Source organism: Pseudonocardia thermophila (genome assembly GCF_900142365.1).
Taxonomy (GTDB): Bacteria; Actinomycetota; Actinomycetes; order Mycobacteriales; family Pseudonocardiaceae; genus Pseudonocardia; species Pseudonocardia thermophila.
On the sequence record NZ_FRAP01000001.1, the window covers coordinates 347,728 to 364,391 of the forward strand.

Consider the following 16,664-nt stretch of genomic DNA (forward strand, 5'->3'; position numbering starts at 1 on the left):
TGGAGCCGATCGTCATGCACCCGGCCGGATGACGATCCCCGCTCCTCGCGGCCGGTACCGTCGCCCACGGCAGCAGCTCCGGCGACGGGAGCCCGCCGTGCACGACGACCGCACCCTCGTCGAGGCCCGCATCGACCGGATCCTGCGCGAGCGCGTCCGGCCAGCCGTCCACGGGGCGACGGCCCCGCCGCAGACCGAGGTCTGGCACGTCCCGGCAGAGCCGGTGCCGACAGCGGCGGGCATCGCCGCGCCCTACCGCCCGCTCGTCGACGCCGAGGCGTGGGGCCGGCCGTGGGGCACGAGCTGGTTCCACGTCACCGGCGCGGCCGCCGCGGCGCGGGCCGTGCTCGCCCCGGTGCTCGCCAGCCCGGCCGTGCCCAGCGCCCACCGGGTCAGCGCCGTCGGGCACGCCCACATCGACTCGGCGCGGCTGTGGCCGCTGCGCGAGACCGTCCGGAAGGTCGCGCGCACCGTCGCGAGCGTGACCGCGCTGATGGACACCATCCCGGGCTGGTGTTCACGATGTCCTCGGCGCAGCACGGGGGGTGGATGCGCGACCGGCGGCCCGACCTGTGGCGGCGCATGACGGCAGCCGTCGCGGCGGGGCGGCTCGTGCCCGTCGGCGGGATGCGGGTGGAGGCCGACACGACGATGAGCGGCGGGGAGGCGCTGGTCCGCCAGCTCGTGCACGGCGAGCGGTTCTTCCTCGACGAGCTCGGCGTGGAGACCGAGGAGGTGTGGCTGCCCGACTCGTTCGGCTACAGCGCCGCCCTCCCCCAGCTGGTGACCCTGTCGCGCTCGCGATGGTTGCTCACCCAGGAGATCAGCTGGAGCCAGTTCAACCGGTTCCCGCACCACACGTTCTGGTGGGAGGGCCTGGACGGCTCCCGCGTGTTCACGCACTTCCCTCCGGTCGACACCTACAACACGGAGCTGTCCGGCCACGAGATGGGCCACCTCGTGCGCAGCTTCGCGGAGAAGGGCCGCGCGCACCGCTCTCTGGTGCCGTTCGGCTGGGGCGACGGCGGCGGTGGCCCGACCCGGGAGATGCTCGGCCGCGCCGCCCCGGGAGGCGGAGCTGTGGTCGGCCACCGCGGCGGTGCGCACCGGGCACCCGTACCCGTGCGACGCGCTCGACCGGATCTGGAGGAGGGTGCTGCTGCACCAGTTCCACGACATCCTGCCCGGCAGCTCCATCGCCTGGGTGCACCGCGAGAGCCGGGCGACCTACCGGCGCGCGCTCGCCGAGCTGGAGGAGATCGTCGCCGCAGCCCAGCAGGCGCTGGCGGGCAGCGGCGAGGACGAGCTCGTCTTCAACGCCGCCCCGCACGCGCGTGGCGGGGTCCCGGTGGGCGGCGCGGGCCCGCGGAGCCCGCCGAGCCGGTGGCGGTCACCGTCGACGGCGCCGGGTACGTGCTCGACAACGCGCTGGTGCGCGCCCAGGTGGACGGGCGGGGCCTGCTGGTGTCGGTCGTCGACGCGGTGACCGGGCGGGAGGCGATCGCGGCGGGCCCGCGGGCAACCTCCTGCAGATCCACCCCGACCTGCCGGGCAGCTGGGACGCCGGGACGTCGACCACACCCACCGGCGCACCGTCACCGATCTCGACGACGTCGAGGAGCTGGAGACCGTGCAGGAGAACGGCACGGCCGGCGCGCGCGTGCGGCGCGCGTTCGGCACCTCGACGGCGGTGCAGACGATCACGCTCGCCCCCGGCTCACCCCGGGTGGACTGCACCGCGGAGATCGACCGGCACGAGTCGGAGACGTTCCTGAAGGCGGCGTTCCCGCTGGACGTACGGGCGGATCACGCGGCGGCGGTGACGCAGTTCGGCCACGTCGGCATCGGCGGTGCGGTCCGCGAGGGCCACCGGATCAACCTGCCCGAGCGGCGGGTCCGCGGCTCCGGGCGAGTCGCGCCCCCTCGCCGCGACCGAGCACGACGGGCTGGTCGTCTCGGCGGTGAAGCTCGCCGACGACGGATCCGGGGACGTCGTGGTCCGCCTCTACGAGGCGCTCGGCGCCCGCGCGGCGGGACGGCTCACGCTCGGCTTCGCCGCGGCGCCGGTGGTGGTGACGGACCTGCTGGAGCGGCCTTTCGACACCCCGCCGCCCGGACTCACCGACGGCGTGGTCGCGCTGGTCCTGCGCCCGTTCCGGATCCTGACCCTGCGCTTGCGGCGGTCCTGACGGCAGGCGGGAGCCGCGGGATCGCATTACCGTGCTCGGCATGAGCGACGGTGATCATCCGACGATGTCCGTGGCGGTGCGGCAGGAGAACGAGACCACGACGGTCGTCACCGTGCAGGGTGAGGTCGACCTGCTCACCGCCCGTCAGCTGATGGACGCCCTGGAGCAGGTGTGGCTGGAGCGGCCGCAGGTGACGTGCGTGGTGATCGACCTGTCCGGCGTCACCTTCCTCGGCTCGTCGGGCCTGGGCGTCCTGGCGGACCTCGCCGGCCGCACCACGTCGCACACCCCGGGCGGGATCGGCCCGGCGGTGCGGCTCGTCGCCCCGAAGGACAACGACGCGGTGATCCGCCCCTGGACGACGATGAACCTGCAGCAGATCCTGCCGCTGCACGAGGACGTGGAGTCGGCGCTGGCCGCCTCGTAGATCCGGCGCCGCGATCCGGCGCTGCAACGGTGCGGCAACCCTTCCCAAGCGGGCGCGCATGGGGTTGGTTGCGGAGGTGACGCCGCAACGCGGCGGCGTTCTCGCTGACCGGAGAGGCTCACCATGACCCAGACCCTCGAACCGGCGCCCGGCACGCAGGTCGGGCCGTCCCCTGCCCGGCAGCGCGTCGAGAGGTGGCTGGCCGATCTCGAGTCCGCACTGACCTCGGGTGACGTCGAACGCGCAGCCGGCCTGTTCGCCCCGACCTGCTTCTGGCGCGACCTGGTCGCCTTCACCTGGAACATCAAGACGGTCGAGAACCGCGACGGGGTCACCGACCTGCTGCGGGAGACGGCGGCGCGCACCGGTGCGTCGTCGTTCCGGATCACCGAGGGCGAGGAGCCCGAGGAGGCCGACGGCGTCACCACGGCGTTCTTCACGTTCGAGACCGCGGTGGGGCGCGGCTCGGGCCTGCTGCGCCTGACTGACGAGGGCGCCTACACGTTCCTCACCACCCTGGACGAGCTGAAGGGCTACGAGGAGCGGCGCGGGCCCACCCGCCCGAAGGGGGTGGAGCACGGGGCGTTCAAGAACCGGGTCACCTGGAAGGAGAAGCGCACCGCCGAGATCGAGGGGATCGGCCGCGACCGCCAGCCGTACGTGGTGGTGATCGGCGGCGGCCAGGGCGGCATCGCGCTCGGGGCACGGCTGCGTGCGCTCGACATCGACCACGTGGTGCTCGACAAGCACCCGCGGCCCGGCGACCAGTGGCGCAGCCGCTACAAGTCGCTGTGCCTGCACGACCCGGTCTGGTACGACCACCTGCCGTACCTGCCGTTCCCGCCGAACTGGCCGGTGTTCTCGCCGAAGGACAAGATCGGCGACTGGCTGGAGATGTACACGCGGGTGATGGAGATCAACTACTGGGGCTCCTCCCCCGCGAAGAAGGCCACTTGGGACGACGATGCCAAGGAGTGGAGCATCGTCGTCGACCGCAACGGCGAGGAGATCGTGCTGCGGCCCAAGCAGCTCGTGTTCGCCCTCGGCGTCTCCGGCAAGCCGAACATCCCCGAGCTGCCCGGCCAGGACATCTTCCGCGGCGAGCAGCACCACAGCAGCCAGCACCCCGGTCCCGATCCGTACAAGGACAAGCGGGTCGTCGTGATCGGATCGAACAACTCCGCGTTCGACATCTGCGGCGCGCTGTGGGAGGTCGGCGCGGACGTGACGATGGTGCAGCGCAGCTCCACGCACGTCGTGAAGTCCGACTCGCTGATGGAGCTGGGCCTCGGCGATCTGTACTCGGAGCGGGCCGTCGCCGCCGGCATCACCACGCACAAGGCCGACACGATCTTCGCGTCGCTGCCCTACCGGATCCTGGCCGACGTGCAGCGGCCGATCTACGAGGCGATCAAGGAGCGGGACAAGGAGTACTACGAGCGGCTGGAGAAGGCGGGCTTCTGGCTCGACTGGGGCGACGACGGCTCCGGCCTGTTCATGAAGTACCTGCGCCGCGGCTCCGGCTACTACATCGACGTCGGCGTCGGCGAGCTCGTCGCGAACGGCGAGATCCCGGTCAAGCACGGCCAGGTCGTGGCGCTCACCGAGGACGCGGTGCGCCTCGACACCGGCGAGGAGCTGCCCGCGGACGTCGTCGTCTACGCCACCGGGTACGGCTCCATGAACGCGCTGGCCGCCGACATCATCGGCAAGGAGATGGCCGAGAAGGTCGGCAAGGTGTGGGGCCTCGGCTCCGGCACCACCAAGGACCCCGGCCCGTGGGAGGGCGAGGAGCGCAACATGTGGAAGCCCACCCAGCAGGAAGGGCTGTGGTTCCACGGGGGCAACCTGCACCAGTCGCGCTACTACTCGCTCTACCTGGCGCTGCAGCTGAAGGCACGGCAGGTCGGGCTCGACACGCCGGTGTACGGGCTGCAGGAGAGCTACCACCCGTACTGATCGCGCTGCGGGCTGCCCGGCTGCATGCACAACGAACGGCCCTTTCGTCCACTCTGAGTGGACGAAAGGGCCGTTCGTTGCCGTCCCGACCACACCGCTGCCACCCGTTCGGAGTTGTCGACGCACTCCACACGCGCTCTTCGCCACGGAACGTGATCCGTTTCCTTCTGCTCCATCACTCGTTGGGTGGAGGGACGGCGACGGACGACGACGGGGGGGCTCCTGTGATCGCAGCGGCGCTGGACGGGCACGAGACGGCGGTCCGCACCTCGGCCGGGATCGATGGGCTGACCGTGCTCGCCGTCGACGACGAGCGGCCGGCGCTCGACGATCTCGTGCACCTGTTGTCCGCCGACCCGCACGTGGGCACCGTCCTGTCCGCGTCGAACGGGGCGGATGCGCTGCGGATCCTCACCGCCGACCCGCGCCGGACCGGCTGCGCCGCGCGGGTGGTCGACGCGGTCTTCCTGGACATCCGGATGCCGGGCATCGACGGGCTGGAGCTGGCCCGGCTCTGCACGGCGCTGCCGTCGCCGCCGATGGTGGTGTTCGTGACCGCGCACGAGGACAAGGCGGTCGCCGCCTTCGAGGTGGGCGCGGTCGACTACCTGCTCAAGCCGTTGCACTCCGCCCGCCTCGCCACCACGCTCGACCGCATCGCCGCCGTGCGCGCCGCGAGCACCACCCCGCCCGCCGAGGAGGTGCTGCCCGTCGAGCTGGGCGGCACCACGCGACTGGTCCCGCGGTCGAAGGTGCGCTGGGTGGAGGCGCAGGGCGACTACGTGCGCCTGCACACCGACGGTGAGAGCCACCTGGTGCGCATGCCGCTCGGCGAACTGGAGGAACGCTGGCGCGGGGCCGGGTTCCTGCGCGTCCACCGCTCGTTCCTGGTCGCCCGCAACCGCATCCGGGCGCTGCGCCGGAACAACCCGGGCCACGTCGTGCAGGTCGCCACCGGCGGGGAACCGCCCGAGGTGGAGCTGCCGGTGAGCCGCCGGCACCTGGCCGCGGTGCGGGCCGAGCTGCGGGGCGACTGGTCCGGCCTGACGTAGGCCTGGCTAGTCCCCTGTCAGCCCGAGCACTGCGTCGTACGCGCTGCGCCGGCTCCACCCGGGGACCTGGGCGAGCGCGTGCGCGGCCGTGCGCGCCGAGACGCCGGCAGCGAGCAGCCCGCGCACGAACGCGGCCAGCTCCGGCCCGAGCACCGTGTCCGCGGCGCCGTCGAGCGCGCAGACCAGCTCGCCGCTGGTGCGGCCCGCGCGCAACCGGCCGACCGGCCCCCAGCGGACCACGCCCCCGGCAGCGGGGTCCACGACCGTCGCCGTGCGCGTGCCGCGCCGATCGGCGGCCCGCTCCAGCAGACGCGGTAGGTCCGCGGCCGCCACCGTGACCACGAGCGTCACCTCGGGCGGCGCGGACCGCAGCACGGCGTCGATCCGGGAACGCCCCTCCGCCAGCTGGACGGGCCCGCGCACCGGCGACCCGGCGGCGGCCACCAGCGCTGCGGGGAGCCCGGCCACCTCCACGGCCACCTTCTCCGGTGCCTCGAGCGCTGCCGTCACCGACGCCCCGGGCAGCCCGGCGGTGGCCACGACGAGCACCCGGCCGAGCTCGCCGTCCAGCAGGCCCGTGACGGCGTCGGCCGCGCGGATCGTGCGCTCTCCGGCCACCCGGGCCGCGTCGGCGTCCTCGGCGACCACCGCGTCGGCGGCGACGAGCTCGGCGGCCAGCCGCGGCGCCGCGGGCGCACCGGGGGCGGTCCAGGCGAGCACCAGCCCGGCCCGCCCGTCGGGTCGGCGCGGCAGGCGGCTGCACCGCACGGTGATGGGCGTGTCCGGGTCGATGATGCGGGCGACGAGCTCGCGCGGCAGATCGGCGGCGGCCGCGGTGGCCTCGGTCGCGAACGTGTCCGGCCGCCGGTCGGTGCCGCGGCGCACGACCGCGGTGCCGCCTGCCCAGTCCGGGTTGGCGATCGCGTCCACGGTCGCGACGGCGCCGCCCGCGTCGATCGTGATGCGGACGGGACCCGCGACCGCGCCGCCGGTGACCCGCCCCGCCACCCCGAGTACGCAGGTCGCCCGCTCGGTGACGTCGGGATCGACGGTGAACTCCAGGGTCTTGCCGTGGGTCGCGCGCAGTGCGGGATGCCCGACCAGATCAAGGCGCGGCAACCCGTCGTCCACGGGTCGGGAACACTACCGGCGTGCACCGGGTGATCGGCAAACGCGTGGTGGAGCTGTCCGCCGCCGAGTTCGCGGCGCTGCGGGAGCGCCACACCGCCGTGCTGCTCGACGTCGGCACCGGGGACGGCAAGCACGTCCTGCACGTCGCCCGCGAGCGCCCGGACCTGCTCGTCGTCGGTCTCGACGCGAACGCGGACGCCCTGCGCAAGACGTCGGCGAAGGCGGCGGCCCGCGCCGATCGCGGCGGGTTGCCCAACGTCGTGTTCCTGCGCGCCGCGGCCGAACGGCTACCGGACGGGCTGTCCGACGTGGCCGAGGTGCACGTGCTGATGCCGTGGGGCAGCCTGCTGCGCGGCATGCTCGGCGAGGGTCCGGTGCTGGAGGCGATCTCGGCCGTGTGCCGACCGGGGGCGCCGTTCCTGGTGACGCTGAACCTGCACGCGTGGCGACCGCCCGTGCCCGAGGTCGGCGAGCTCCCCGAGCCGGACCCGGCGAGCGCCCGCACCGCGCTGGCCGAGCGCTACGCAGCTGCGGGCTGGCGGCTCACCGAGGCGGAGTACCTCGACGACGCCGGGATCGCCGCGCTCGCCACGTCGTGGACGAAGCGCCTCGGTTCCTCGCGCGCGCGGTTCGACGTGCTCGCGCTGCGCGGCACCGTCGGTTGAGTCGTTCGGCGCAACCGACGACAGGTCACCGTACGAGGGCTACCGTTCACCGGCTGTTCGCGTGCCGTGACCTCTCGCGGGTGTGACGTGGCTAATCTTCGCCTCGAGCGGGGGCAGCGCGCGCGGCGGAGTTCCGCGCCAGTCGCACTCGATACGATCATTGCGACGCACGACGTGACGCCCGATCGGGCGATGGAGGAGGGGGCCAGTGAGCGAGGAGCAGCACTCACCGGTGGGCATCGACGGCCAGTTCGTGGCGCCGGAGATCGACCCGACCAAGCCCTCGATCGCCCGTGTGTACGACTACGTCATCGGCGGGAAGCAGCACTTCGCGATCGACCGTGAGGTGAGCAAGGCCCTCTACGCGGCGGTGCCGGAGATCGGCCAGCTGGGCCGCTGCGGCCGGATCACGCTGCTGCGCTCGGTCCGCTGGCTGGTGTCGGAGGCCGGTATCGACCAGATCGTCGACCTCGGCTCCGGCCTGCCGACCGAGGGTAACGTCCACGAGATCGCGCTGGAGCACAACCCGGACTGCCACGTGGTCTACGTCGACAACGACCCGATCGTCCTCGCGCACGCCCGCGCGCTGCTCGCTGAACACGAGAACGTCACCGTCATCCGGGCCGACATCCGCGACGTCGACGGTCTGTTCTCCGACCCGGAGCTGCTGCGGCTGATCGACCCCGACCGCCCGTTCGCGGTCATCGCGTCGAGCATCCTGCACCACCTGGACGACGACGAGGCCAACGCCACCGCTGCCGCGCTGCGCGAGAAGCTCTCCCCCGGATCCTACCTGATGAGCGCCAACTTCCTCGACGACGACGAGCCGCGGGCGAAGGAGCTCGAACGGGCCTTCCTCGAGGGCGGGCTCGGCACCGGCCGCTTCCGCACCTGGGACGAGCTCGCCGCGTTCCTCGACGGCCTCGAGCTCGTCGAACCCGGCCTCGTCTACGCCAACGACTGGCGACCCGACGAGCACACCCCGCGCGACAGCCCGGTCCAGACCCTGTTCGCCACGGCGATCGGCCGTAAGCCGGCCTGATCCGCACGCGGCCGGGCGCTCACCTCCAGCGGGCACCCGCGGAGCCCCGGGCGGAGCGAGCACGGTGCTCGGGTTGCCCGCGACGGCAGGCAAGGAGCTCCTGCAGACGCGACCCACCTCCACGGCGCCCGGGCCTCGCGCTACGGACTGCCCCGCACCGCGCCCGGCCGAGCACCACCGCACGGTGGCCACGGCGCCGCCCGACAGCTCGCGCGCGTCGACGTCGGCGGGGGAGGCGCGCAGCGCCCGAGGAACGAGGGCGTGAGCACCGCAGGAGCCGTCGTCGACTCGTGAGCGCGCGAGCCGCGCTCGGCGACGGAGGAGCAGAGCGCGATCAACGCTGCGGCTTCCCTGCCGAGATCTCCGCCGGCCCGGGTCGGGTACCGCAACTCAGCGTCGCGGAACCCGCGACTCGCCGGCGAGAATGCCGCAACTCGCGGGCCGGCAGGTGCACCGCACCGGAGGGATGGTCGGAGCCCAGGAACAGCGCCCCGGCGGGACTCCGGGGCGGCGCCCCGGGCTCACCTGGAGTACCCCTCCTTCAACAACCTCTCCACCAGCTTCCGGCTCTCCACCGGCGTCAGCGCCGCCACCCCCAGCCGCTCCATCGCCCAGAGGTAGTCCTCCACGTCCGCCCGGCGGTCCAGGTACGTCGCGCTGTTGTACTGCTCCAGGTACACGATGTCCGGCAGCTCCGGCGGCGCGAACCGCAGGATGGTGAACGGCCCGCCCATGGCCGCGTGCCCACCCGCCAGGAAGGGCAGCACCTGCATGGTGACGTTGGGCAGCGCGGTCAGCTCCAGCAGGTGCTCCAGCTGCGCCTTCATGATCGCTGTCGAGCCGACGGACCGGTTGAGCGCGTTCTCGTCCACGATGGCCCACAGCCGCGGCCCACCGGGCTGGGTGAGGATCTTCTGCCGATTTATCCGCAGCGTGGTGCGGCGGTCGATCTCGTGCGCCGGCGCGTTCGGGAAGAACAGCCGCAGCACGGCCCGGGCGTAGCCTTCGCTCTGCAGCAGGCCGGGGATGAGCTGGGCCTCGTAGGTGCGCACCGACTGCGCCTCCTGCTCGAGGCGCAGGTACATCTCGAACCAGCCCTGGATGAGGTCGCTGTCGCGGCTCCACCAGCCGCGCTCGTTGGCGCGCGCGGCCATCTGCAGGAACGCGTTGCGTTCGCGCTCGTCCTTCACGCCGTAGAGATCGAGCAGGTCCTCGATGTCACGGATCTTGAACCCGACCCGACCCAGCTCCAACCGGCTGATCTTGGCGTGTGACGCCCGGATGTGGGCACCCGCTTCCTGCGGTGAGATCCCGGCTTCTTCCCGGAGGCGGCGCAGCTGGGTGCCGAGCAGGATGCGGTTGACGGTGGGGCCGCTGTCCAGGGGATCGGGTTCCTGACTACGAGGCACGATCTGGCTGCTCCCGGCGGGCACGGCGGAGGGGCTGGCAGAGCACTCTACCGTGCCGGCAGGCGGACAGCACTGGTTCGCACGGGGCAGCGTCGATCCCGCGGGCGGCGCGGATCGATCCCCGTTCAGGCCAGGAGATCGTCGAACTCGCCGTCCTTGGCGCCGGCGACGAACGCGGCGATCTCGGCGGCGGAGTAGATCAGCGCCGGGCCGTGCGGGTCCTGCGAGTGCCGCACGGCCACGACTCCGTCGGCGACCGGGGCGAGCTCGACGCAGTTGCCGGCACCGCTGGCGCGGCTCTTGCGCCAGGGCAGCGGACCGAGCGAGTCGGCGGCGACGCTGCGGCCCGGGCGGACGTCAGGGCGGTCGGCAGAGCGGATGTCGGTGTCCACGACGTCCACCACCTTTCCGTGCGTGAGATGACGATCGAGATTACGATCGCCGTTGCAAACGTGCTTGCAGATGATGTTGCACGAGACGTTGCGGATGCAAGCCCCACGAGGCAGAATTCTCCGCGGTACGGATCGGGGAAGGGTGAGTCGTTTCATGAGTGCGAGCGAGCCGGTCGGGGCATGGGCGCCGGGGGTTCGTGAGGCTCGGCCCCATCCCGGCGGCCCGGCTCCCGAGAGCGAGCCCGCGACCGGTCCGGTGATCACCGTCGCGGTCACCTGCGTCGAGGACGGCCAGTCGCACGCGGTGCCGGACACCGAGCTGACCGGACCGTCCGCCTGCTCCGGCTTCTACCGCGCCGTCTGCGGGCACGTCGTGTCCGCGGCACCGATGGTGGCGCCGGAGGGCGAGCCGTGCCGGCAGTGCCTGGAGGCCCGCCAGGCGGCGAACCGCTCGCGCCGCGGCCGCCGCCGCGGCCTGCGCCTGCTGCGCGGCTGACCAGCCCTCACGGCCCGGCGATCGACCGGGCCAGCAGCGCCTGCGCTCCGGTGTAGGTGGCCATCACGGCGGCCTCGACCGCGGCCGCGCGCCACCGCGTGCGCGGGCGGGCGAACAGCGACAGCGCCACCAGTCCGTCGGAGACCACGAACAGTGCTCCCCCGACGGCCAGGTCCCGGCCGCGCACGTCCCTGCGCCGCAGCCCGGTGCGGACGCCGGCGTGCCCCATCGCGGTGACCAGTGCGGCGTACCCGGCCACCGGCAACCGCAGCGCCGGGCGGTCGGCGAGCCGCGGGGCCAGCACGGCGGTCGCGGCCACCGCCGTCGTCGCGAACGCCGCGGCCGAGATCCGCTCCCCCGGCGCGGCCGGCGCGTCCGGGCGCAGCTCCCGCACCTCGCGCAGATGAGCGATGTGCGCGGCGGCGAATCCACCGATGCCGCCGGCCACCGCGGCGTCTCCGGAGCCGAGCAGCGCGACGTCGCCCGCCCACGCCGCGGCCAGCGCGGCCCGCGGCGCCCGCTCCCCCACGGCAGCGGCGAGCAGCGGCATCAGCGCGGGCTTGGTCACCCACCGGACCCGGCGCGCACCCGCCGCCGCGGCGATCGCGTCGGCCAGCGCCGCCGCCCAGTAGGCGGTCCACCGCGTCCGCGCGGAGATCATCACCCGGGCAGTGTGGCGCACCCTCCGGACCGTCGCCACTGGCCCCGTTGCACGTCGACCCGCCCGACGCGGCACGATCGAGGCATCATGACCCTCACCGACCGGCTTCCCCGCGACCCCGACGACCCGGACGCCTTCCTCGACGCCTTCGCCGACTGGGCGTTCGAGGAGCGCGGCATCTCGCTGTACCCCGCGCAGGAGGAGGCGCTGGTCGAGCTGGTCACCGGCAGCAACGTCATCCTCTCGACGCCGACCGGCTCCGGGAAGTCGCTGGTCGCCGTCGGCGCGCACGCCGCGACGCTGCAGCACGGCCGCCGCACCTACTACACCGCCCCCGTCAAGGCGCTGGTGTCGGAGAAGTTCTTCCAGCTCATCGACACCTTCGGCGCCGAGAAGGTGGGGATGCTGACCGGCGACGCGTCGGTCAACGAGAAGGCGCCGATCATCTGCTGCACCGCGGAGATCCTCGCCAACATCGCGCTGCGGTCCGGGCCGTACGCCGACATCGGATCGGTCGTGATGGACGAGTTCCACTTCTACGCCGACCCGGACCGCGGCTGGGCCTGGCAGGTGCCGCTGATCGAGCTGCCGCAGGCGCAGTTCCTGCTGATGAGCGCCACGCTGGGCGATGTCACGTTCTTCCGCGACGATCTCACCCGCCGCACCGGCCGCTCCACCGCGCTGATCACCGGCGTGGAGCGGCCCGTCCCGCTGCACTACCGCTACGTCACCACGCCGCTGCACGAGACGATCGAGGAGCTCCTGGCCACCAAGGAGGCCCCGGTCTACGTCGTGCACTTCACGCAGGCCGCGGCGGTGGAACGGGCCCAGGCGCTGATGAGCATGAACGTCGCGACCAAGGAGGAGAAGCAGGCGATCGCCGAGCTGATCGGTGACTTCCGCTTCACCGCCGGCTTCGGCAAGACGCTCTCCCGCCTGGTCCGGCACGGCATCGGCGTGCACCACGCCGGGATGCTGCCGCGCTACCGGCGGCTGGTGGAGACCCTCGCCCAGTCCGGTCTGCTGAAGGTCATCTGCGGCACCGACACCCTCGGCGTCGGGATCAACGTGCCGATCCGCACGGTGCTGTTCACCGCGCTGTCCAAGTTCGACGGCAACCGCGTGCGGCCGCTGAAGGCTCGGGAGTTCCACCAGATCGCCGGCCGGGCCGGGCGAGCGGGCTACGACACCGTCGGCACGGTGGTGGCGCAGGCGCCCGAGCACGAGGTGGAGAACGCGCGCCGGCTCGCCAAGGCCGGCGACGACCCGAAGAAGCGCAAGCGCGTCGTGCGGGTCAAACCGCCGGAGGGCTTCGTCGGCTGGTCCGAGGTGAGCTACGAGAAGCTCCAGCGCGCCCAGCCGGAGCCGCTGACCAGCCACTTCACCGTCACGTTCGCGATGCTGCTGAACGTGATCTCCCGGCCCGGCGACGCGTTCGCGGCCATGCGGCACCTGCTGGAGGACAACCACGAGCCGCGGCACCGCCAGCGCAAGCACATCCTGCGCGCCATCGCGATCTACAAGGCGCTGCGCAACGCGGGCATCGTCGAGGAGCTGCCCGAGCCCGACGCGGAGGGCCGCCGGGTGCGCATCGTCGACGACCTGCAGCTGGACTTCGCGCTCAACCAGCCGCTCTCACCGTTCGCGCTGGCCACGCTGGAACTGCTCGACCGGGAATCGCCCACGTACGCGCTGGACGTGCTGTCGGTCGTCGAGGCGACGCTGGACGATCCGCGGCCGGTCCTCTACGCGCAGGAGAACAAGGCCAAGGCCGAGGCGCTCGCGGCGATGAAGGCCGAGGGCCTGGAGTACGAGGAGCGGATGGCCCGGCTGGAGGAGATCAGCTGGCCGAAGCCGCTCGACGAGCTGCTGCACGCCGCGCTGGAGACCTACCGGCGCGGCGCCCCGTGGGTGGCGGACGCGCGGCTGTCACCGAAGTCGGTCGCCCGCGACATGTACGAGCGCTCGATGACCTTCGTCGAGTACATCAGCTACTACCAGCTCGCCCGCTCCGAGGGTCTGGTGCTGCGCTACCTCGCCGACGCCTACCGGGCGCTGCGCCAGACGATCCCGGACGAGGCGAAGACCGAGGAGCTGGCCGACCTCGAGGAATGGCTGGGCGAGCTGGTCCGCCAGACCGACTCCAGCCTGCTCGACGAGTGGGAGGCGCTGGCCGCGGGCGAAGGCACCGCCGACGTACGGCCGCCGTCGATGGACCAGGGCCCGGCCGGGGTCACCGCCAACGCACGGGCGTTCCGGGTGCTGGTGCGCAACGCCATGTTCCGCCGGGTCGAGCTGGCCGCCCTGCAGCGCTACGACCTGCTCGGCGAGCTGGACGCGGAGTCCGGCTGGACGGCCGAGAAGTGGCGCGGAGCGCTGGAACCGTACTTCGCCGAGTACGGCGACGACGGCATCGGCACCGGGCCCGACGCGCGCGGCCCAGCGCTGCTGGCGATCGAGGAGGAGCCCGAGCGCTGGATCGTCCGCCAGGTCTTCGACGATCCCGAGGGCGATCACGACTGGGGGATCACCGCAGAGATCGACCTCGCCGCGTCGGACGCACAGGGGACACCCGTTGTGTGGATCACCGGGGTAGCTCCGCTGGGCGAGTGAGAGCGCGATCACCCGACCCTCCACCGAGTGGCGGAAGTCGGCACGGACGGTAATCTCAGCGCCGGTCGGTGCCCGGGTCTGAGGCACCCCAAGCACGGCGTGGGGGGTCGATTCGGTGGTGTCGGATCGATCGCCAATCGGTTCCGACGCCGCGGCGCAGGCTCGCCGCTGGGCCGACGCGGTCGCCTCACGCGCGCCGCGGCCCGTGGCGGACCTGGTTCCGCTCGTGGCGACGGTGGCGGGACGGCTGTCCGGCGGATGGTTGCTCGACGCGGGTGCGCGGGCGATCGCGGCCGGGCTGCCGGCGCGCGCTGCGGAACGGGTCGGCGAACTGGTCGGCGCGCTCGCGGCGGGGTTCGCCCAGGGACTGAACGGCGGCGACCACCGGCGCAGCCGGCCTGCGGTCGACTCCCGGATCGGGCTGTGGATCTGCGACCCGGACGGCACGGTCGCCGATGCCAACCAAGCGTTCGCCGACCTGGTCGGCCGCCCGCTGGCACAGATCATCGGCCGCCCGCTGTGCCTGTCCGACGCCGAGTGGGAGACCGTCGCCCAGGTCGCCGAGGGCACCGTCGACCACCTGCGTGCGCACCGCACCTGGCGCCGCCCCGACGGGACGCAGGTGCGCGCCGACGTGCTGGTGCTGCGCGGTGGGGCCACCGCGGGCGGCAAGGCCCGGGTGGTCGGCCTGGTCGAGCGCGCCGACGGCCGCACGCGCCCGACCCTGCTCACCGACCACGACGCGCTGACCGGCGTGCTCGACCGGGCAGCGCTGTTCGACGCGCTGGCCGCCGACCCGGACACCCTGATCGGGCTGTGCTACCTCGACCTCGACGGGTTCAAGGCGGTCAACGACACCCTCGGCAACGAGGGCGGTGACATCGTGCTGCGCGCGGTCGCCCGCCGCCTCGACGACGAGCTGGCCCGCGACGGACACGTCGTGGCGCGCACCGGCGGCGACGAGTTCGCCGTGCTCGTGCACGGCGCCACCGGCGACCCGGAACGCGATCTCGACGAGCTGCAGCGGGTCGCCCACCGGGTGCTGGCGATCGTGCGGCGCCCGGTGCGGATCGGCGGGCACCGGATCGCGGTGACCGCCAGCGCGGGCGTCGTGCGCCGGGACCCGGGTCGCCGTCAGGGCGCGGAGCTGATGCGTGCGGCCAGCACCACGCTCAGCCGCGCCAAGAAGGCCGGCCGCGACCGGGTGGCCGTGTTCGACCCGGACCTGCACCACCGCGATGTCTCGCGGTTCGCGATGACCGCGCGGATGCCGCAGGCGCTCGCCGACGGCGAGTTCTCGCTGGAGTACCAGCCACTGGTGCGGCTCGCCGACGGCACGCTCGTCGGCGTGGAGGCGCTCGCGCGCTGGACGCTGCCGAACGGGGAGCGCGTCTCGCCCGACCGGTTCGTGCCGCTCGCCGAGGAGACCGGCATGATCGTGCCGCTCGGCCGGTGGGTGCTGGCCGAGGCGTGCCGGCAGTCCGCGGAGTGGCTGCGCGCCGGTGTGCCGCCGCTGCTGATGAGCGTGAACCTCGCGGCGAAGCAGGTCGACGACTCGGGCCTCGTCGACGCCGTGACGCGCGCGTTGACGGAGAACGGCCTTCCCCCGCAGACCCTGCAGCTGGAGCTGACCGAGAGCGAGGTCATGGACCCGTCCACGGGCACCCGCGCCACCCTCGAGGCGCTGGCCGGGTTCGGGGTGCGCCTGGCGATCGACGACTTCGGCACCGGTTACTCGAACCTCGCCTACCTGCGCTCGCTCCCCGTGCACGCGCTCAAGCTGGCCGGGCCGTTCGTCACCGGCGCGCTGAACCCGGCCGGCGACAGCAGCGTGGACGTGGAGATCACCTCCATGCTGGTGGGGCTGGCGCACGCGCTCGGGCTGACCGTCACCGCCGAGTCGGTGGAGACCCCGGAGCAGGCGGCGCAGCTGCTGGAGCTCGGCTGCGACCTGGGACAGGGCTGGCTCTACTCCCCCGCCGTCGGCCCGGGGGAGGTGCCCGGTCTGGTCGGCCGCCCGCTCGGGGTGAGCTGATCAGAGCCGGTGCAGCCCCGCCAGCACACGCCGCAGGAAGTCCATGTCGTTGACGGCCGCGGCGTGCAGGGTGAGCGCCCCGGTGTCGATGAGGTCGGCGACGAGCACCCGCACCACCCCGAGCGGAAGGCGGGCGAGGGCGGCGACCTCCGCGATCGAGCGCGGCTGCGTGCACAGCTCGACGACCGTGCGCTGCTCGAGCCCGATGCCGATCGCGCCGCGCGGGCCGCGCGAGATCAGCGCCTCGATCGGCAGGTCGCGCGAGCCGCGGGTGCGCCCGCCGGTGACGACGTACGGGCGGACGCGGAGGCCCTCGGCCACGACGGTCCGGCTGTCGTCGACGGGCGGATCTGCGGGTGGGACGGGGAGCGGGCGGGTTTCCGGGAGAGAGTCCGGTGCGGGTGGGGAGTCCGCGCTCGCCGGGTCGGGGGAAGGTCGGTCGTCCGATAAGAGGGCGTCCGATGGAGCAGCCTCCGACGGGGTGCTCTCCGATGGGGCAGCGGCCGTTCGGGTCTTGGCCGCCTTCCGCCTGCGCCGGGACGCTCCACCGAACCGGGCGCCCGTCAAGCCCACCACGGGGCCGTCGGCCGGCT

15 protein-coding genes and 2 pseudogenes are annotated in these 16,664 nt (G+C 73.3%); 12 read left to right on the plus strand and 5 right to left on the minus strand.

The window, feature by feature from the left end:
- Window positions 1–28 precede the first annotated feature (28 nt).
- The 7 genes and pseudogenes from BUE41_RS32610 to BUE41_RS01700 form a co-directional block, all read left to right on the plus strand.
- Window positions 29–999: pseudogene (locus BUE41_RS32610) on the plus strand (glycoside hydrolase family 38 N-terminal domain-containing protein); the annotation flags it as partial.
- A 31-nt stretch (window positions 1,000–1,030) separates the two neighbouring features.
- Complete coding sequence (locus BUE41_RS31605) at window positions 1,031–1,486, plus strand: hypothetical protein (protein WP_234996873.1); 456 nt, start codon at window positions 1,031–1,033, stop codon at window positions 1,484–1,486.
- A gap of 69 nt (window positions 1,487–1,555) precedes the next feature.
- A pseudogene (locus BUE41_RS32795) lies at window positions 1,556–1,828 on the plus strand (glycoside hydrolase family 38 C-terminal domain-containing protein); the annotation flags it as partial.
- A gap of 22 nt (window positions 1,829–1,850) precedes the next feature.
- The gene (locus tag BUE41_RS31615) at window positions 1,851–2,189 is read left to right on the plus strand and encodes a glycosyl hydrolase-related protein (protein WP_234996874.1); all 339 of its coding nucleotides are present in this window, start codon (window positions 1,851–1,853) and stop codon (window positions 2,187–2,189) included.
- Window positions 2,190–2,229: 40 nt separating this feature from the next.
- Window positions 2,230–2,616, plus strand: coding sequence for an STAS domain-containing protein (locus tag BUE41_RS01690; protein ID WP_084754169.1), 387 nt, complete (start codon window positions 2,230–2,232; stop codon window positions 2,614–2,616).
- 123 nt (window positions 2,617–2,739) lie between these two features.
- Window positions 2,740–4,575 (plus strand): flavin-containing monooxygenase, encoded by a 1,836-nt coding sequence (locus BUE41_RS01695; RefSeq protein WP_073455009.1) that lies wholly within the window; start codon window positions 2,740–2,742, stop codon window positions 4,573–4,575.
- 227 nt (window positions 4,576–4,802) lie between these two features.
- On the plus strand, window positions 4,803–5,627 hold the full coding sequence (locus BUE41_RS01700; RefSeq protein ID WP_234996912.1) for a LytR/AlgR family response regulator transcription factor: 825 nt from the start codon (window positions 4,803–4,805) through the stop codon (window positions 5,625–5,627).
- Window positions 5,628–5,633: 6 nt separating this feature from the next.
- Here the strand turns inward: BUE41_RS01700 and BUE41_RS01705 are convergent, their stop codons facing one another.
- On the minus strand, window positions 5,634–6,758 hold the full coding sequence (locus tag BUE41_RS01705; RefSeq protein WP_073455010.1) for a DUF371 domain-containing protein: 1,125 nt from the start codon (window positions 6,756–6,758) through the stop codon (window positions 5,634–5,636).
- 20 nt (window positions 6,759–6,778) lie between these two features.
- Here BUE41_RS01705 and BUE41_RS01710 point away from each other — a divergent pair, with 20 nt between their 5' ends.
- Both BUE41_RS01710 and BUE41_RS01715 read left to right on the plus strand, forming a co-directional pair.
- Window positions 6,779–7,423 (plus strand): class I SAM-dependent methyltransferase, encoded by a 645-nt coding sequence (locus tag BUE41_RS01710; protein ID WP_073455011.1) that lies wholly within the window; start codon window positions 6,779–6,781, stop codon window positions 7,421–7,423.
- A gap of 208 nt (window positions 7,424–7,631) precedes the next feature.
- The gene (locus tag BUE41_RS01715) at window positions 7,632–8,465 is read left to right on the plus strand and encodes an SAM-dependent methyltransferase (protein ID WP_073455012.1); all 834 of its coding nucleotides are present in this window, start codon (window positions 7,632–7,634) and stop codon (window positions 8,463–8,465) included.
- A 521-nt stretch (window positions 8,466–8,986) separates the two neighbouring features.
- Here the strand turns inward: BUE41_RS01715 and BUE41_RS01720 are convergent.
- Both BUE41_RS01720 and BUE41_RS31620 read right to left on the minus strand, forming a co-directional pair.
- Window positions 8,987–9,874, minus strand: coding sequence for a helix-turn-helix domain-containing protein (locus tag BUE41_RS01720; protein ID WP_073455147.1), 888 nt, complete (start codon window positions 9,872–9,874; stop codon window positions 8,987–8,989).
- 125 nt (window positions 9,875–9,999) lie between these two features.
- The gene (locus BUE41_RS31620; protein WP_073455148.1) at window positions 10,000–10,188 is read right to left on the minus strand and encodes a DUF397 domain-containing protein; all 189 of its coding nucleotides are present in this window, start codon (window positions 10,186–10,188) and stop codon (window positions 10,000–10,002) included.
- A gap of 232 nt (window positions 10,189–10,420) precedes the next feature.
- Here BUE41_RS31620 and BUE41_RS01730 point away from each other — a divergent pair, with 232 nt between their 5' ends.
- Window positions 10,421–10,762 (plus strand): hypothetical protein, encoded by a 342-nt coding sequence (locus BUE41_RS01730; RefSeq protein ID WP_200803731.1) that lies wholly within the window; start codon window positions 10,421–10,423, stop codon window positions 10,760–10,762.
- Between the two features lie 7 nt (window positions 10,763–10,769).
- Here the strand turns inward: BUE41_RS01730 and BUE41_RS01735 are convergent, their stop codons facing one another.
- Window positions 10,770–11,444: a lysoplasmalogenase family protein gene (locus tag BUE41_RS01735; protein ID WP_073455014.1), complete on the minus strand. Its 675-nt coding sequence runs from the start codon at window positions 11,442–11,444 to the stop codon at window positions 10,770–10,772.
- Window positions 11,445–11,510: 66 nt separating this feature from the next.
- On the opposite strand from BUE41_RS01735, the gene BUE41_RS01740 reads away from it, so the two are divergent.
- On the plus strand, window positions 11,511–14,036 hold the full coding sequence (locus tag BUE41_RS01740) for a DEAD/DEAH box helicase (RefSeq protein WP_073455015.1): 2,526 nt from the start codon (window positions 11,511–11,513) through the stop codon (window positions 14,034–14,036).
- 226 nt (window positions 14,037–14,262) lie between these two features.
- Window positions 14,263–16,071: a putative bifunctional diguanylate cyclase/phosphodiesterase gene (locus BUE41_RS01745; RefSeq protein ID WP_159444839.1), complete on the plus strand. Its 1,809-nt coding sequence runs from the start codon at window positions 14,263–14,265 to the stop codon at window positions 16,069–16,071.
- Here BUE41_RS01745 and BUE41_RS30625 read toward each other — a convergent pair whose 3' ends face one another.
- Window positions 16,072–16,392 carry a DUF742 domain-containing protein gene (locus tag BUE41_RS30625; RefSeq protein ID WP_159444840.1) on the minus strand — a complete coding sequence of 107 codons (321 nt, stop codon included), beginning with the start codon at window positions 16,390–16,392 and terminating at the stop codon, window positions 16,072–16,074.
- Between the last annotated feature and the right edge of the window lie 272 nt (window positions 16,393–16,664).